The organism is Neisseria sp. 23W00296, assembly GCF_044772855.1.
Lineage (GTDB): Bacteria > Pseudomonadota > Gammaproteobacteria > Burkholderiales > Neisseriaceae > Neisseria.
In genome coordinates this window covers 2,262,414-2,276,974 of the sequence record NZ_CP173024.1, presented here as the reverse complement: position 1 = coordinate 2,276,974, position 14,561 = coordinate 2,262,414, and the positions used below count along the sequence as shown (strand labels likewise).

14 protein-coding genes and 1 pseudogene are annotated in these 14,561 nt (G+C 58.5%); 11 read left to right on the top strand and 4 right to left on the bottom strand.

Going from position 1 to position 14,561, the window contains the following annotated elements; translation table 11 throughout:
• Window positions 1-148: 148 nt before the first annotated feature.
• Together groL and groES are read right to left on the bottom strand one after the other, a co-directional pair.
• Window positions 149-1,786 (bottom strand): chaperonin GroEL, encoded by a 1,638-nt coding sequence (gene groL, locus ACG2K1_RS11485; protein WP_395429069.1) that lies wholly within the window; start codon window positions 1,784-1,786, stop codon window positions 149-151.
• A 100-nt stretch (window positions 1,787-1,886) separates the two neighbouring features.
• Window positions 1,887-2,174 (bottom strand): co-chaperone GroES, encoded by a 288-nt coding sequence (groES, locus tag ACG2K1_RS11480; protein ID WP_036496051.1) that lies wholly within the window; start codon window positions 2,172-2,174, stop codon window positions 1,887-1,889.
• Between the two features lie 305 nt (window positions 2,175-2,479).
• Here groES and gcvP point away from each other — a divergent pair, with 305 nt between their 5' ends.
• Together gcvP and aat are read left to right on the top strand one after the other, a co-directional pair.
• Window positions 2,480-5,332 carry an aminomethyl-transferring glycine dehydrogenase gene (gcvP, locus tag ACG2K1_RS11475; RefSeq protein WP_395429070.1) on the top strand — a complete coding sequence of 951 codons (2,853 nt, stop codon included), beginning with the start codon at window positions 2,480-2,482 and terminating at the stop codon, window positions 5,330-5,332.
• A gap of 362 nt (window positions 5,333-5,694) precedes the next feature.
• The gene (gene aat / locus ACG2K1_RS11470; protein ID WP_009426071.1) at window positions 5,695-6,450 is read left to right on the top strand and encodes a leucyl/phenylalanyl-tRNA--protein transferase; all 756 of its coding nucleotides are present in this window, start codon (window positions 5,695-5,697) and stop codon (window positions 6,448-6,450) included.
• Between the two features lie 205 nt (window positions 6,451-6,655).
• Here aat and ACG2K1_RS11465 read toward each other — a convergent pair whose 3' ends face one another.
• Window positions 6,656-7,735, bottom strand: a complete 1,080-nt coding sequence (locus tag ACG2K1_RS11465; RefSeq protein ID WP_395429071.1) for a glycosyltransferase — start codon at window positions 7,733-7,735, stop codon at window positions 6,656-6,658.
• Window positions 7,736-7,861: 126 nt separating this feature from the next.
• Entirely contained in the window at window positions 7,862-8,542 is a 681-nt protein-coding gene (locus ACG2K1_RS11460) for a DUF4190 domain-containing protein (protein ID WP_395429072.1), read from the bottom strand.
• 176 nt (window positions 8,543-8,718) lie between these two features.
• On the opposite strand from ACG2K1_RS11460, the gene gmhB reads away from it, so the two are divergent.
• From gmhB to rplB, 9 genes and pseudogenes are all read left to right on the top strand, one after another.
• On the top strand, window positions 8,719-9,300 hold the full coding sequence (gene gmhB, locus ACG2K1_RS11455; protein ID WP_094031224.1) for a D-glycero-beta-D-manno-heptose 1,7-bisphosphate 7-phosphatase: 582 nt from the start codon (window positions 8,719-8,721) through the stop codon (window positions 9,298-9,300).
• Entirely contained in the window at window positions 9,284-10,012 is a 729-nt protein-coding gene (locus tag ACG2K1_RS11450) for a 1-acyl-sn-glycerol-3-phosphate acyltransferase (RefSeq protein WP_009426077.1), read from the top strand. Before gmhB ends, ACG2K1_RS11450 begins: the two co-directional genes overlap by 17 nt.
• A 115-nt stretch (window positions 10,013-10,127) precedes the next feature.
• Complete coding sequence (gene fba, locus ACG2K1_RS11445; RefSeq protein ID WP_009426078.1) at window positions 10,128-11,192, top strand: class II fructose-bisphosphate aldolase; 1,065 nt, start codon at window positions 10,128-10,130, stop codon at window positions 11,190-11,192.
• A gap of 82 nt (window positions 11,193-11,274) precedes the next feature.
• Window positions 11,275-11,412: pseudogene (locus ACG2K1_RS11440) on the top strand (cold shock domain-containing protein); the annotation flags it as partial.
• Between the two features lie 150 nt (window positions 11,413-11,562).
• Window positions 11,563-11,922 carry a DUF1294 domain-containing protein gene (locus ACG2K1_RS11435; RefSeq protein WP_395429084.1) on the top strand — a complete coding sequence of 120 codons (360 nt, stop codon included), beginning with the start codon at window positions 11,563-11,565 and terminating at the stop codon, window positions 11,920-11,922.
• Window positions 11,923-12,142: 220 nt separating this feature from the next.
• A complete protein-coding gene (rplC, locus tag ACG2K1_RS11430; RefSeq protein WP_009426080.1) occupies window positions 12,143-12,787 on the top strand; it encodes a 50S ribosomal protein L3 in 645 nt (214 codons plus the stop codon).
• Window positions 12,787-13,407, top strand: coding sequence for a 50S ribosomal protein L4 (rplD, locus tag ACG2K1_RS11425; RefSeq protein WP_009426081.1), 621 nt, complete (start codon window positions 12,787-12,789; stop codon window positions 13,405-13,407). Before rplC ends, rplD begins: the two co-directional genes overlap by 1 nt.
• The gene (gene rplW, locus ACG2K1_RS11420; protein WP_198142885.1) at window positions 13,404-13,718 is read left to right on the top strand and encodes a 50S ribosomal protein L23; all 315 of its coding nucleotides are present in this window, start codon (window positions 13,404-13,406) and stop codon (window positions 13,716-13,718) included. Before rplD ends, rplW begins: the two co-directional genes overlap by 4 nt.
• Before the next feature lie 5 nt (window positions 13,719-13,723).
• Window positions 13,724-14,557 carry a 50S ribosomal protein L2 gene (rplB, locus tag ACG2K1_RS11415; RefSeq protein ID WP_009426083.1) on the top strand — a complete coding sequence of 278 codons (834 nt, stop codon included), beginning with the start codon at window positions 13,724-13,726 and terminating at the stop codon, window positions 14,555-14,557.
• Window positions 14,558-14,561 lie beyond the last annotated feature (4 nt).

Below are 14,561 nucleotides of genomic sequence, written 5' to 3'. Positions count from 1 at the left end.
TTGCTGCGCCTTGCCGTATTACCCATACTGTCTGCGGCTTGCTGCCTTGTATCTTTTTTATTTTGGTTCACTATAAAAAACACCCGCAGGGCGCAAACCCTGCGGGTGTTGTTTTCAACGCTTGCGCGTCAGGCGTTCAGACGGCCTCTTACATCATGCCGCCCATTCCGCCCATTCCGCCCATGTCGGGCATGGCCGGTTTGTCTTCGGGGATTTCGGCAATCATGCAGTCGGTGGTCAGCATCAGGCCGGCGATGGAGGCGGCGTGTTGCAGCGCGGAGCGGGTTACTTTGGCGGGGTCGAGCACGCCCATTTCGATCATGTCGCCGTATTCGCCGCTGCCGGCGTTGTAGCCGTAGTTGCCTTTGCCTTCCAGCACTTTGTTCACCACCACGCTGGGTTCGCCGCCTGCGTTGGCGACGATTTGGCGCAGCGGGGACTCAACCGCGCGCAGTACGATCTGCACGCCTGCGTCCTGGTCGGCGTTGCCGGTGTGCAGGTTTTCCAGCGCGGCGCGGGCACGCAAGAGGGCGACGCCGCCGCCGGCCACCACGCCTTCTTCAACGGCGGCACGGGTGGCGTGCAGCGCGTCTTCCACGCGGTCTTTTTTCTCTTTCATTTCCACTTCGGTGGCCGCGCCCACTTTGATCACGGCCACGCCGCCGGCCAGTTTGGCCACGCGCTCTTGCAGTTTTTCTTTGTCGTAGTCGCTGGTGGCGGTTTCAACCTGTTTTCGGATTTCGGCCACGCGGGCTTCCACGGCGGCTTTGTCGCCCAAACCGTCGATGATGGTGGTGTTTTCTTTGCCCACTTCGATGCGTTTGGCCTGGCCGAGGTCTTCGAGGGTGGCTTTTTCCAGCGAGAGGCCGACTTCTTCGGCAATCACGGTGCCGCCGGTGAGGATGGCGATGTCTTGCAGCATGGCTTTGCGGCGGTCGCCGAAGCCCGGGGCTTTCACGGCCACGGTTTTCAGGATGCCGCGGATGTTGTTCACCACGAGGGTGGCGAGGGCTTCGCCTTCCACGTCTTCGGCAATGATCAAGAGCGGGCGGCTGGTTTTGGCAACCTGTTCCAATACGGGCAGCAGGTCGCGGATGTTGCTGATTTTTTTGTCAAACAGCAGCACGAAGGGCGCGTCCAGCTCGGCGATTTGTTTTTCGATGTTGGACACGAAATAGGGCGACAGGTAGCCGCGGTCGAACTGCATGCCTTTGACGACTTCCACTTCGTTTTCCAGCGATTTGCCGTCTTCCACGGTGATCACGCCTTCTTTGCCCACTTCGTTCATCGCTTTGGCGATGATGTCGCCGATGGCTTCGTCGGAGTTGGCGGAAATGGAGGCCACTTGGGCGATTTCCTTGGATTTTTCCGGCACGGGTTTGGCGATGTTTTTCAATTCGCCCACCAGCGCGGCCACGGCTTTGTCGATGCCGCGTTTGAGGTCGGTGGGGTTCATGCCGGCGGTGACGTATTTCATGCCTTCGGTGACGATGGCCTGTGCCAGCACGGTGGCGGTGGTGGTGCCGTCGCCGGCCACGTCGTTGGTTTTGGACGCGACTTCTTTCACCATCTGCGCGCCCATGTTTTCAAACTTGTCTTTCAGCTCGATTTCTTTGGCAACGGTAACGCCGTCTTTGGTGATGTGCGGGCCGCCGAAGGAGCGGTCGAGCACTACGTTGCGGCCTTTGGGGCCGAGGGTTACGCGCACGGCGTTGGCCAGGGTGTTTACGCCGCTGACCATTTTCTGGCGGACTTCGTTACCGAACTGTACATCTTTTGCTGCCATATTCATTTACTCCAAATATCAATAATCAAATGTTTGTTTCTGCTGTCGGGAGGCCGTCTGAAAAAAGGAAAAGGGGGCTTTCAGACGGCCGCATAAAAACTTACTCGACGATGCCGAAGATGTCTTCTTCGCGCATCACCAGCAGCTCTTCGCCGTCGGCTTTGACGGTTTGGCCGCTGTATTTGCCGAAAATCACTTTGTCGCCGACTTTCACGTCAAGCGCGCGGCGTTGGCCGTCTTCGCCGACTTTGCCCGCGCCCACGGCGATCACTTCGCCCATATCGGGTTTTTCGGCGGCCGCGCCGGGCAGGACGATACCGGAGGCGGTTTTTTCTTCGGCTTCCAAGCGTTTGACGACGACGCGGTCGTGCAGGGGACGGATGGTCATAAAAAAATCTCCATTAAGTTGACAGTCATAAAAAACAGACCTTTGCGGTCGAATCGGCAGTCGGACGGCGCGCCGCCCGACCCAACGGCGGGAAAATAGGGCTGCGGCAGGCGAATTCAAGCCCCGCAGGACAATTTTTTCCACCATCGCGCCCGTACCGCCGCACAGCCCCGCCCCGTTGTGTTTGAGGCCGTCTGAAACACCGCTCCGCCAACGTGAAAACGCGGGCAACGGTGTTACAATCCGCGCGTTTTGCCGCGCCCGTTTTCAGACGGCCTCATGCCAACCCACTCAAAGGAAAAAACATGAAACTATCCGATCTCTTCAACAACAACGAATTTGCTTCGCGCCACATCAGCTTTGCCGACGAGGCCGCGCTTTTGGCGGCTTTGGGCGAGAAAGACATGGCCGGTTTTGTGGACAACACTGTGCCGCAGAGCATCCGTATGCCGTCCGAACTCGGCCTGCCCGACGCGCTCACCGAGACCGACGCGCTTTTGAAAATCAAGGGCATCGCGGCGAAAAACAAAATCAACAAAAGCTACATCGGTTTGGGCTACTACCCTACCCGCCTGCCGAACGTGATTCTGCGCAATGTGTTGGAAAACCCCGGCTGGTACACGGCCTACACGCCCTATCAGGCGGAAATCGCGCAGGGGCGTTTGGAAGCCCTGTTGAATTTCCAGCAGGTGTGCATCGATTTGACCGGTTTTGAAGTGGCGGGCGCGTCGCTGTTGGACGAGGCTACGGCCGCCGCCGAGGCGATGGCGATGGCGCACCGCGTGGGCAAGGTGAAATCGGAGCGTTTCTTTGTCGACAGCCGCGTGTACCCGCAAACGCTGGACGTGATGAAAACCCGTGCCAAGTATTTCGGCTTCGAGCTGGTGGTCGGCGACATTCAGACGGCCTTTGAGGGCGAGTATTTCGGCGCGCTGCTGCAATATGCGGGCAGCGACGGCGATGTAGTGGATTTAACCGATGTGATAGGCCGTCTGAAAGAAAAAGGCACGATTGTGGCCGTGGCCGCCGACATCATGAGCCTGGTTCTGCTCAAACCGCCTGCCGCGATGGGCGCGGACATTGCTTTGGGCAACACGCAGCGTTTCGGCGTACCGATGGGCTTCGGCGGCCCGCACGCGGCTTATTTTGCCTTTAAAGACGAGTTCAAACGCTCCGCCCCCGGCCGCATCATCGGCGTATCGAAAGACGCGTCGGGCAAACCCGCGCTGCGTATGGCTTTGTCCACGCGCGAGCAGCACATCCGCCGCGAAAAAGCCACGTCCAACATCTGCACCGCGCAGGCTCTGTTGGCCAATTTGGCGGGCATGTACGCGGTGTACCACGGCCCCGAAGGCGTAAAACGCATCGCGCAGCGCATTCACGCGCTGGCTTCGGCCTTTGCCGACGCGCTGGTTTCAGACGGCCTCACAGTCGTACACGAAGTATTTTTCGACACCGTATTGGCGGACTTGGGCAGCAAAGAAAAAGCCGACCAAGTGTTTCAGACGGCCTTGTCGCTGGGCTACAACCTGCGCCGCGCCGCCGACAGCCAAATCGCCGTGGCTTTCCACGAAGAGTCAAACCGCGAAGAGATGGCCGTGTTGTATTACATCTTCACCGGCAAACAGACTTTCACGCTCTCCGACGAAGTCAAAGGCCGTCTGAACGACAGCCTGCTGCGTAGCGACGCCATCCTGCAACACCCCGTGTTCAACCGCTACCACACCGAACACGAAATGCTACGCTACCTGAAAAAACTCGAAGACCGCGACCTGGCGATGAACCGCAGTATGATTTCGCTCGGCTCGTGCACCATGAAGCTCAACGCCACCAGCGAAATGCTGCCCATCACCTGGCCGGAGTTTGCCAACCTCCACCCCTACGCCCCCGCCGACCAGGCCGAAGGTTACCGCGAACTCATCGACGGTCTCGAAGTCGCCCTCAAAGCCATCACCGGCTTTGACGCCATCTCCATGCAGCCCAACTCCGGCGCACAAGGCGAATACAGCGGTATGCTTGCCATCCGCCGCTACCACGAAGCACAAGGCCACCCCGAGCGCAACGTCTGCCTGATTCCCAAATCCGCCCACGGCACCAACCCCGCCACCGCCGCCATGCTCGGCATGAAAGTGGTCGTGGTCGATACCGACGAACACGGCAACGTCAACGTGTCCGACCTCAAAGCCAAAGCCGAACAATACAAAGACACCCTCGGCGCACTGATGATTACCTACCCGTCCACCCACGGCGTGTACGAAGAAGGCATCCGCGACATCTGCAAAATCATCCACGACAACGGCGGCCAAGTGTACATGGACGGTGCCAACATGAACGCCCAAATCGGCATCATGCAGCCGGCCGAAGTCGGCGCAGACGTATTGCACATGAATCTGCACAAAACCTTCTGCATCCCCCACGGCGGCGGCGGCCCCGGCATGGGTCCCATCGGCCTCAAAGCCCACCTCGCCCCCTACGCCCCCGGCCACACGCTCACCGACACCCGCAGCGCCAGTGCCGGCGAAACCGCCGTATCCGCCGCCGCCTTCGGCTCGGCCTCCATCCTGCCGATTACCTGGATGTACATCACCATGATGGGCAAACAGGGCATGAAACAGGCCACCGAATGGGCATTGCTCAACGCCAACTACGTTGCCAAAAAATTGGGCGAAGACTACCCGATTCTTTACACCGGCAAAAACGGCCGCGTCGCCCACGAATGCATCGTCGATTTGCGCCCGCTCAAAGCCGAGAGCGGCATCACCGAAACCGACATCGCCAAACGTCTGATGGACTACGGCTTCCACGCCCCCACCGTCTCCTTCCCCGTGGCCGGCACGCTGATGATCGAGCCGACCGAAAGCGAGAGCAAAGCCGAACTCGACCGATTCATCGCCGCGCTCAAAGCCATCAGAGGCGAAGTGCAAAAAGTCATTGACGGCACCTGGCCGAAAGACGACAACCCGCTTGTCAACGCCCCGCACACCGCCGACGACCTCGCCGGCGAATGGACGCACCCCTACAGCCGCGAAGAAGCCGTGTTCCCCCTGCCGCACAACCGCGAACACAAATTCTGGCCGAGCGTCAAACGCGTCGACGACGTATACGGCGACCGCAATCTCGTCTGCACCTGCCCGCCGGTTGAGGATTACCAAGACTGAACGCAGGTAGCGTTTTGCTCCCTTTAAAGGCATAAAAGGCCGTCTGAAAGCCGTGTTACGGGTTTTCAGACGGCCTTTCTGCCGCCTCTGTATTTCCACTCCCTCCCCTGCGCTCCAAGCGCGTGGGAGGGTTGGGGAGGGGGTGGCGGTTTGCAAAACCGCCTTGGCAGCCTGCACTCTGTAAGCGAGCCAACACAAAAGATACAAGGCAGTAAGCCGAAGGCAGTACAAGCAGTATGAAACTGGTTTTCTTGGCATTTCCAATGCCGTAGAAAACCGCCTTCTTCGAGCTAAGGCGCAGCAAGGCCGTAGATTTTCGTGTTGGCTCGCTATAATCGCGTTTTTTTCCGCAGGCTGCCGTTATGACCGTTCCCTTTCTTCCGCCGCTCGACTACCGTTTCCCCGACCCCGCCCGCGCCCTGCGCGAAAGGGACGGGCTGGTGGGCGTCAGCGCCGATTTGGACACGGGGCGGCTGCTGGCGGCCTACCGCGCGGGCGTGTTTCCGTGGTTTTCCGAAAACGGGCTGTTCTACTGGTTTGCCACCGCGCCGAGGGCGGTGCTGCTGCCGCAGAATCTGCGCGTCGGCCGTTCGCTGGCGAAGACGCTGCGCAACAAGCCTTATCTTGTTACCGCCAACCGCCGTTTTGCCGACGTTGTCGCCGCCTGCGCCGCCAAACCGCGCCCGGGGCAGGACGGCACATGGATTGCGCCCGAATTTCAGACGGCCTATACGGCGCTGCACAGGCTGGGGCACGCGCATTCCTTCGAGTGTTTTCTGCCCGATGCCGGCGGTCGTCTGAAACTGGCGGGCGGGTTTTACGGCGTGCAGATCGGGCGTGTGTTTTACGGCGAATCGATGTTTGCCGACGCGCCCGATGCGTCGAAAACCGCCTTTGCCTGCGCCGTTCCCTTTCTCGCCCGCTGCGGCATCGCGCTGATCGACTGCCAGCAGGACACGGAGCACCTGCGCCGCTTCGGTTCGCAAGCCATGGATTTCTCGGATTTTCAGACGGCCTTGCGCACGCTGAACGCGCAGACTTTGGCGGCGGACATCGGCGCTGCGGTGGTGGCGGATAATACGGGCGGTGCGGGCGGGCGTGGCGCGGCGGCTCTTTAAATTAAAGAGCGAAAGGCCGTCTGAAAGCGGAGCTTCAACGAAGTTAAAAAGGGTTCAGACGGCCTGATTCCTGCGGATAAAAAAACGTGTGCTTGTCTTGTCTGTTTTTCTCTGCTGCGCCCTACGCGCGGGTAGGGTCGGCAAACGCAGGCCGTCTGAAATTTTCAGACGGCCTTTCGCCCTTGCCGCTTGCGGGCGGACACGTTTATGTTTTTTCCGCCATTTTGTAGGCGGCGAGGGTGGTGCGGTAGATTTCGTCGTCGGAGCAGAGGGCGGTGACGCGGCGGCGCAGAGCGCTGCCGAAGCGGCGGCGCAGGGCGGGATCGGTGGCGAGGGTTTCGACGGCGGCGGCGAAGGCGGTGTGGTCGCGCAGCGGGGTGCAGTAGCCGGTGACGCCGTTTTCCACCATTTCGGAGATGCCGGCCACGTCGTAGCTGACGACGGCAGTTTCGTAGAGGCCGGCTTCAAGGATGTTGTTGCCGACGCCCGCGCCGTGGTCGCCCGCCAGGTCGGGGGTGTTGAGCAGGATGTCGGTGGCAGCGAAATAGGCGTCCAAATCGCGCACCGCGCCGAGGAAGGAGACGCGGCCGCCTATGCCCAGCGCGGCGGCCTGCGCTTCGAGGGCGGCGCGCTCTTCTCCGTCGCCCGCGATGTGCAGGCGGGCGTTGAGGCCGCGTTGCAGGAGGAGGGCGAAGGCGTCGAGGGTGAGGTGGACGGCGCGGACTTTGTCCAAGCGCGACAGCGTGCCGAGGGCGATGTGGCTGCGCGGCGTTTTCTGCGGCGCGGCGGGTATCGGCGGCAGGGCGTTGTAGGTGTAGGCGGCGCGTGCGGCGGGGAAGCCGTGGCGGACGAATTTGTCGCGCTCGTGGCGGCAGTTGGCGATGAGGAAAACGCCGAGGCGGGCAAACAGGCGGGCGATTTTGGGATAGGTGGCAGCGTCGAGGCCGCGGGCGTGGTAGAAGGTTTTGGTCTGCGGCGCGGCAATTTTGGCGGCGAGGGCGCAGGCGGGGACGATGCGCGCCATTTGGCAGTGGACGATTTGCGGCCGCTCGCGCCGCAGCAGTTTGGCAAACGCCCAGGCGGCTTTGAGGTAGCCCGCCGCGCCGCCGTAGAAATCGATGGGCTGCCAGCGCATTCCCGCCGCCTGTGCCTGTTCGACCAGGGGGCCGTCGGAGGAGGCGAGGACGACGTCGTGGCCGTGCCGCACGAGCAAGGCGCCCAAGCGCAGGCCGGCGGTTTCCGTGCCGCCCAGCCCGCGCATGGAGGTGGCGAGGATGATTTTCATGCTTGGCCTTTGTTTTCGATTGCTTTTAAGGTTTCAGACGGCCTGAGGCCGTCTGAAAAAAGGCCGTCTGAAAAGGCGGCGGGGATGTGCGCTTTCAGACGGCCGCCCGTGTTGTTTCACGATTGTTCAGCGGCAGACGGTCTGTTCGACGCTTTTTTCCAGTTCGCCGACGCACGACCAGGTGAGGCGGCCGTTTTCCTGTGCCGAAAGCAGCATGATTTGGCGGGCGAAACCCCGGGCGTCGGGCTTGGGCGTGATGATTACCGTGCCCTGCCGCGCTTCGATGTTCTGCCAGTAGCGGCGGCCTTCTTCGTTGAGCGGGAAGCCTTCGTTGATTTCGTCGAGCGACTCGCCCGCCGCCAGCCGTTCGGCCACCGCGTGCTGCGCCGCCAATATGGCCTCGGCCTGCGGCGGGATGACGGGCGGCAGCGGTTTTTCTCCAACGGCCACGGGTTTGGCGGGCTTGGCAGCGCGGGGCTTCGGCTGCGGCTCGGCAGCCTGCGCTGGCTGTTCGGCGGCTTCCTGCGGAAACAGTGATTTGCCTTCGGGCAGCGCCAGCAGCACGCCGATCAGCATGGCGGCGGCGGCAAGGCCGGAATAACCCAGCACCATGCCCGCCAGCGCCATACCGCGCCCGCCCACGCCGAGGCGTTTGCTTTTGGCGTAGGCAATGTGTCCGGCCAGCATGGCGGCGGGAGCGGCAAGCAGCGGCAGCAGCGTCCAGGCCAAAATGCCGCAGATCAGGCTGGAGGGGGCGAAAATATTGTCGCGGCGCAGGGAGGAGGGCTGTCGGTCGGTCTGGCTCATGGCGGTTTCCGTGTCGTTGGTGGCGCAAAGCGCGCATTATAACCGCATTCTGTCTTCATACCGAGACGTCGTCCGCCCCGTTCCGGCTTCGTTGAAACCCCGCTTTCAGACGGTCTCAAAGCCTTGACAGCCCCCGTTCAGGCTCTAAAATGCCGCACGATTTTCCGGAAACCCTTATGAAACTGATTATTCTCGACCGCGACGGCGTGATCAACCGCGACCGCGACGACTTCGTCAAATCCGCCGACGAGTGGGTGCCGCTCGAAGGCAGCATGGACGCCATCGCCTTTCTCACGCAGGCGGGCTACACCGTTGCCGTCGCCACCAACCAGTCCGGTATCGGCCGCGGCCTCTTCACCATGCAGCAGTTGAACGAAATGCACGCCAAAATGCACAAGCTGGTGCGGCAGGCCGGCGGCGAAATCGACGGCATCTGGTTCTGCCCGCACACCGCCGCCGCCGACTGCAACTGCCGCAAACCCAAAAGCGGCATGGTGGAAGACATCATCGACCGCTTCAACGCCAAAGCCGCCGACGTTTACATGGTGGGCGACAGCCTGCGCGACTTGCAGGCCGTGGCGGGCGCGGGCGGCAGACCCGTGCTGGTGTTGAGCGGCAAAGGCAAAAAAACGCTGGCCGGACACGCGGGGGAGCTGCCGCAGGGTACGCAGATTTTCGACGACCTCGCCGCCTTCGCCCAATATCTGATGCAGCAGGAAAAACAGGAAACGGAGGCCGCCCATGCTCTTGGCGCGTAACCTGCTTTATTGGCTGATACTCGTCGTCAGCCTCATCACCATGTTTCCCTTCCTGCTCTTGGGCGCGCTGATACCCAACGGCGCGTTTTGGGTCGGCCAGCAGTGGGTGAAAGTGCTGATGTGGTCGCTGAAAAACGTCGTCGGCCTCAAATACCGCCTTGTCGGTGCGGAAAACATACCCGACAGGCCGTCCATCATTTGCGCCAAACACCAAAGCGGCTGGGAAACCCTGGCCTTGCAGGAAATCTTCCCGCACCAAGTGTTTGTCGCCAAACGCGAGCTGTTCAAAATCCCCTTTTTCGGCTGGGGGCTGAAAATCGTCAAAACCATCGGCATCGAGCGCGGCAGCGCCCAAGCCAGCGCCCAGCTGGCCAAACAGGGCAAAGAGCGGCGCGACGAAGGCTACTGGATCACCATCTTCCCCGAAGGCACACGCGTTGCCCCCGGCAGCAGGGGGCGATACAAAAGCGGCGCGGCGCGGATGGCCAAGCTGTTTGAAATGGACATGGTGCCCGTCGCCCTCAACAGCGGCGAATTTTGGCCGAAAGACTCGTTTTTGAAATACCCCGGCACGGTAGACGTGATTGTCGGCCCGGTTATCCGCTACGACAGCGGCAGCGAAACGGAGCTTATCCGCCGCTGCGAGGACTGGATAGAAGAGCGCCAGCTCGAAATCAACGGCAAAGGGCCGATGGCGCGGCAGACGCCATAAAACCCGTTTGCCGGTGTAACGAGAGGCCGTCTGAAAGGTTTCAGACGGCCTTTTATCTTTTGCTATAATCCGCGCCTTTCAACCGTTTACCTTTTCATTATTTCAGGAGTTTCCCATGGCACTCGTCTCCATGCGCCAGCTGCTCGACCATGCCGCCGAAAACGGCTACGGCCTGCCCGCCTTCAACGTCAACAACCTCGAACAAATGCGCGCCATTATGGAAGCCGCCGACTCGGTGAACGCGCCCGTTATCGTGCAGGCTTCGGCCGGTGCGCGCAAATATGCCGGCGCGCCCTTTTTGCGCCATCTGATTTTGGCGGCCGTCGAAGAATTTCCGCACATTCCCGTCGTCATGCACCAAGACCACGGCGCATCGCCCGACGTGTGCCAACGCTCCATTCAGCTTGGTTTTTCGTCGGTGATGATGGACGGCTCGCTGATGGAGGACGGCAAAACGCCCGCGTCCTACGAATACAACGCCGAAGTGACCCGCACCGTCGTCAGGTTTTCCCACGCCTGCGGCGTATCGGTTGAAGGCGAAATCGGCGTGTTGGGCAACCTCGAAACCGGCGAAGCGGGCGAAGAAGACGGCGTGGGCGCGGTAGGCAAACTGTCGCACGACCAAATGCTCACCAGCGTCGAAGACGCCGTGCGCTTTGTGAAAGACACCGGCGTGGATGCGCTGGCGATTGCCGTGGGCACATCACACGGCGCGTACAAATTCACCCGCCCGCCCACAGGCGACGTGTTGCGCATCGACCGCATCAAAGAAATCCACCAAGCCCTGCCCAATACCCACATCGTGATGCACGGCTCCAGCTCCGTGCCCCAAGAATGGCTCAAAGTGATTAACGAATACGGCGGCAACATCGGCGAAACCTACGGCGTACCCGTAGAAGAAATCGTCGAAGGCATCAAACACGGCGTGCGCAAAGTCAACATCGACACCGACCTGCGCCTCGCGTCCACCGGCGCGGTACGCCGCTTTTTGGCCGAGCATCCGTCTGAGTTTGACCCGCGCAAATATCTGGCGAAAACTATTGATGCTATGAAGGAAGTCTGCGTCGCCCGCTATCTGGCCTTCGGTTGCGAAGGTCAGGCGGCGAAAATCAAACCGGTGTCGCTGGAAAAAATGGCCGACCGCTATGCCAAAGGCGAGTTGAACCAAATCATCGGTTAAACGTCGGAACGGATAATAGGCCGTCTGAAAAACTGTTTGGTGGCTTTCAGACGGCCTCAGCCTTGATGAGAAGTGAAAAATAATGAAGCAACAAACGGGAACGGTTGTCCGCTGGCAGGACGACAAAGGATACGGCTTTCTCCGCAGCGATGCCGACGGGAGGGAGCTGTTTTTCCATATCAGCGAATTTTGTGCCGGCAGACGGCCGCAGGCGGGTGAGCGCGTTATATTTCAGACGGCTGAACGCAAAGGCCGATTGCAGGCCGTGCGGGTGCAGGAGCAGGCTTTCGTAGAGCGCAAGGAAACGGAAAGGCGGAATAGGGAACGGCTGCGACAGCAACAGCAAGAAGCCTTTGAGTCCGGCCAAGCGGTGCAACTGCTGATTGTGATTGCCCTTTACGCCGCCCTTGCTGCTTTATGTGCTTTCGGCAAACTGTCGTGGCTGATATTCGGCTGGTATGTGCTGGCCGGGTGTATCACTTTTTACGCCTATGATTTCGACAAATATGCGGCGCAGACGGGCGGATGGCGTACGCAAGAAAGCACGCTGCATATACTGTCCCTCGCAGGCGGTTGGGGCGGTGCGCTGCTGGCGCAGGCGTACCTCCGGCACAAATCGCAGAAAGCGTCTTTCCGCAGGGTGTTTTTTATAACGGTTTTCCTGAATGCGGCGGCTTTGCTGTATCTTGTTGCCCGTTTTCCTTTGTTTGCCGCCTTGGATAGCCGGTAAAAATATATGCAGGCCGTCTGAAAACCGACCCCAGCGGCCGCACGTTTTCAGACGACCTGTTTCCCGTTTGCTTCACAATGGCGGAAAACATGATTTTTTCCTTGAAAATACAGCCGCTAATATAGTATAGTGCGCGCCTTGGCCTTTTTCGCCAAGGTTTTATTTTTGTCCAAATGGTCGGCCAATCGCAGCTGACCCCTTTAATTTAAGGAAAATAATCATGACTTTAGGTCTGGTTGGACGCAAGGTCGGCATGACCCGCGTGTTCGACGAACAGGGTGCTTCTGTTCCGGTAACCGTGCTGGAAATGACTCCGAACCGCGTCACTCAACTGAAATCCGAAGATACCGACGGCTATACCGCCGTTCAGGTTACCTTCGGTCAGAAAAAGGCAAACCGTGTCAGCAAAGCCGAAGCCGGCCACTTTGCGAAAGCAGGTGTGGAAGCGGGTCGCGGTTTGGTTGAGTTTGCCGTTTCTGCCGAAAAGCTGGCCGAGTTGCAAGCCGGCGGCGAAGTAACCGTCGCTTTGTTTGAGGCAGGTCAGTTGGTGGATGTTACCGGTACCTCCAAAGGTAAAGGTTTCTCTGGTACCATCAAACGCCACAACTTTGATTCCCAGCGTACTTCCCATGGTAACTCGCGCTCCCACCGTGTTCCCGGTTCCATCGGTATGGCACAGGATCCCGGCCGCGTATTCCCCGGTCAGCGCATGGCCGGTCAGTACGGCAATACCCGCTCTACAGTTCAGAATCTGCAAATCGTCCGTGTCGACGCCGAGCGTAATCTGCTGTTGATTAAAGGTGCCGTTCCCGGTGCGGTAAACAGCGATGTGATTGTGCGTCCCAGCGTGAAAGTAGGTGCGTAATGGAATTAAAAGTAATTAATGCGCAAGGTCAGGTTGCAGGTAGTTTGTCCGCTTCTGATGCTTTGTTTGCGCGCGAATACAATGAGGCTTTGGTTCATCAGCTGGTTACCGCCTATTTGGCTAATGCCCGTTCCGGTAACCGTGCGCAGCTGACTCGTGCCGAGGTGAAACATTCCACCAAAAAACCGTGGCGTCAAAAAGGCACCGGTCGTGCACGCTCTGGTATGACTTCTTCTCCTCTGTGGAGAAGCGGCGGTCGTGCGTTTCCGAACAAGCCCGATGAAAACTTTACCCAAAAAGTAAACCGTAAAATGTACCGTGCAGGCATGGCCTCTATCCTGTCTCAATTGGTGCGTGATGAGCGTTTGTTTGTTATTGACGAATTGTCTGCTGAAACTCCCAAAACGAAAGCATTCGCAGAACAGGTAAAAAATCTTGGTTTGGAACAAGTGTTGTTCGTTACCAAACAACTCGATGAAAATCTGTACCTGTCTTCGCGCAATTTGCCCAATGTATTGGTTTTGGAAGCACAGCAGATCGATCCTTACAGCCTGTTGCGCTACAAAAAAGTAGTGATTACTAAGGCTGCCGTTCAGCAACTGGAGGAGCAATGGGTATGAATCAAGAGCGTTTGACGAAAGTAATTTTGGCTCCCGTTGTTTCTGAAAAGAGCAATATGCTGGCTGAGAAACGCAACCAAATGACTTTTAAAGTATTGCCTAGTGCGACTAAGCAGGAAATCAAAGCTGCTGTTGAGTTATTGTTTGGTGTGCAGATTGCGTCGGTTACTACTGTTACAACCAAAGGCAAAACCAAACGGTTTGGCCGTACGGTAGGTCGTCGCAGCGACGTTAAAAAAGCTTATGTAAGCTTGGTTGAGGGTCAAGAACTTGACCTTGAATCCGCCGCTGCAGCTGCAGATAAGGAATAAGTGGAATGGCTATTGTAAAAATGAAGCCTACCTCTGCGGGTCGTCGCGGCATGGTTCGCGTTACCACAGAAGGTTTGCATAAAGGTGCGCCGTACGCTGCGCTTCTTGAAAAGAAAAACTCTACCGCGGGTCGTAATAATAACGGCCATATTACTACGCGCCATAAAGGTGGCGGTCACAAACATCATTACCGTGTAGTAGATTTTAAACGGAATAAAGACGGTATTCCTGCAAAAGTGGAACGTATCGAGTACGATCCTAACCGTACAGCCCACATCGCCTTACTTTGTTATGCAGATGGTGAACGTCGATACATCATTGCTCCGAGAGGTATTCAAGCCGGTGCGGTGCTGCTGTCTGGTGCAGAAGCGGCAATTAAAACAGGTAATACTTTGCCCATCCGCAATATTCCGGTAGGTACTACCGTACACTGCATCGAAATGAAGCCCGGTAAAGGTGCGCAGATTGCCCGTTCTGCAGGCGCGTCTGCTGTTGTATTGGCTAAAGAAGGTATTTATGCCCAAGTTCGTTTGCGTTCGGGCGAGGTGCGTAAAATTCATGTTGATTGCCGTGCAACTATTGGCGAAGTCGGTAATGAAGAACAAAGTCTTCAGAAAATCGGTAAAGCTGGCGCAAATCGTTGGCGTGGTATCCGTCCTACCGTTCGTGGTGTTGTAATGAACCCCGTTGATCACCCCCATGGTGGTGGTGAAGGTCGAACTGGTGAAGCCCGTGAACCGGTAAGTCCATGGGGTACACCAGCTAAAGGTTATCGTACTCGTAATAATAAACGTACGGATAATATGATTGTCCGTCGCCGTTACTCAAATAAAGGTTAATTGA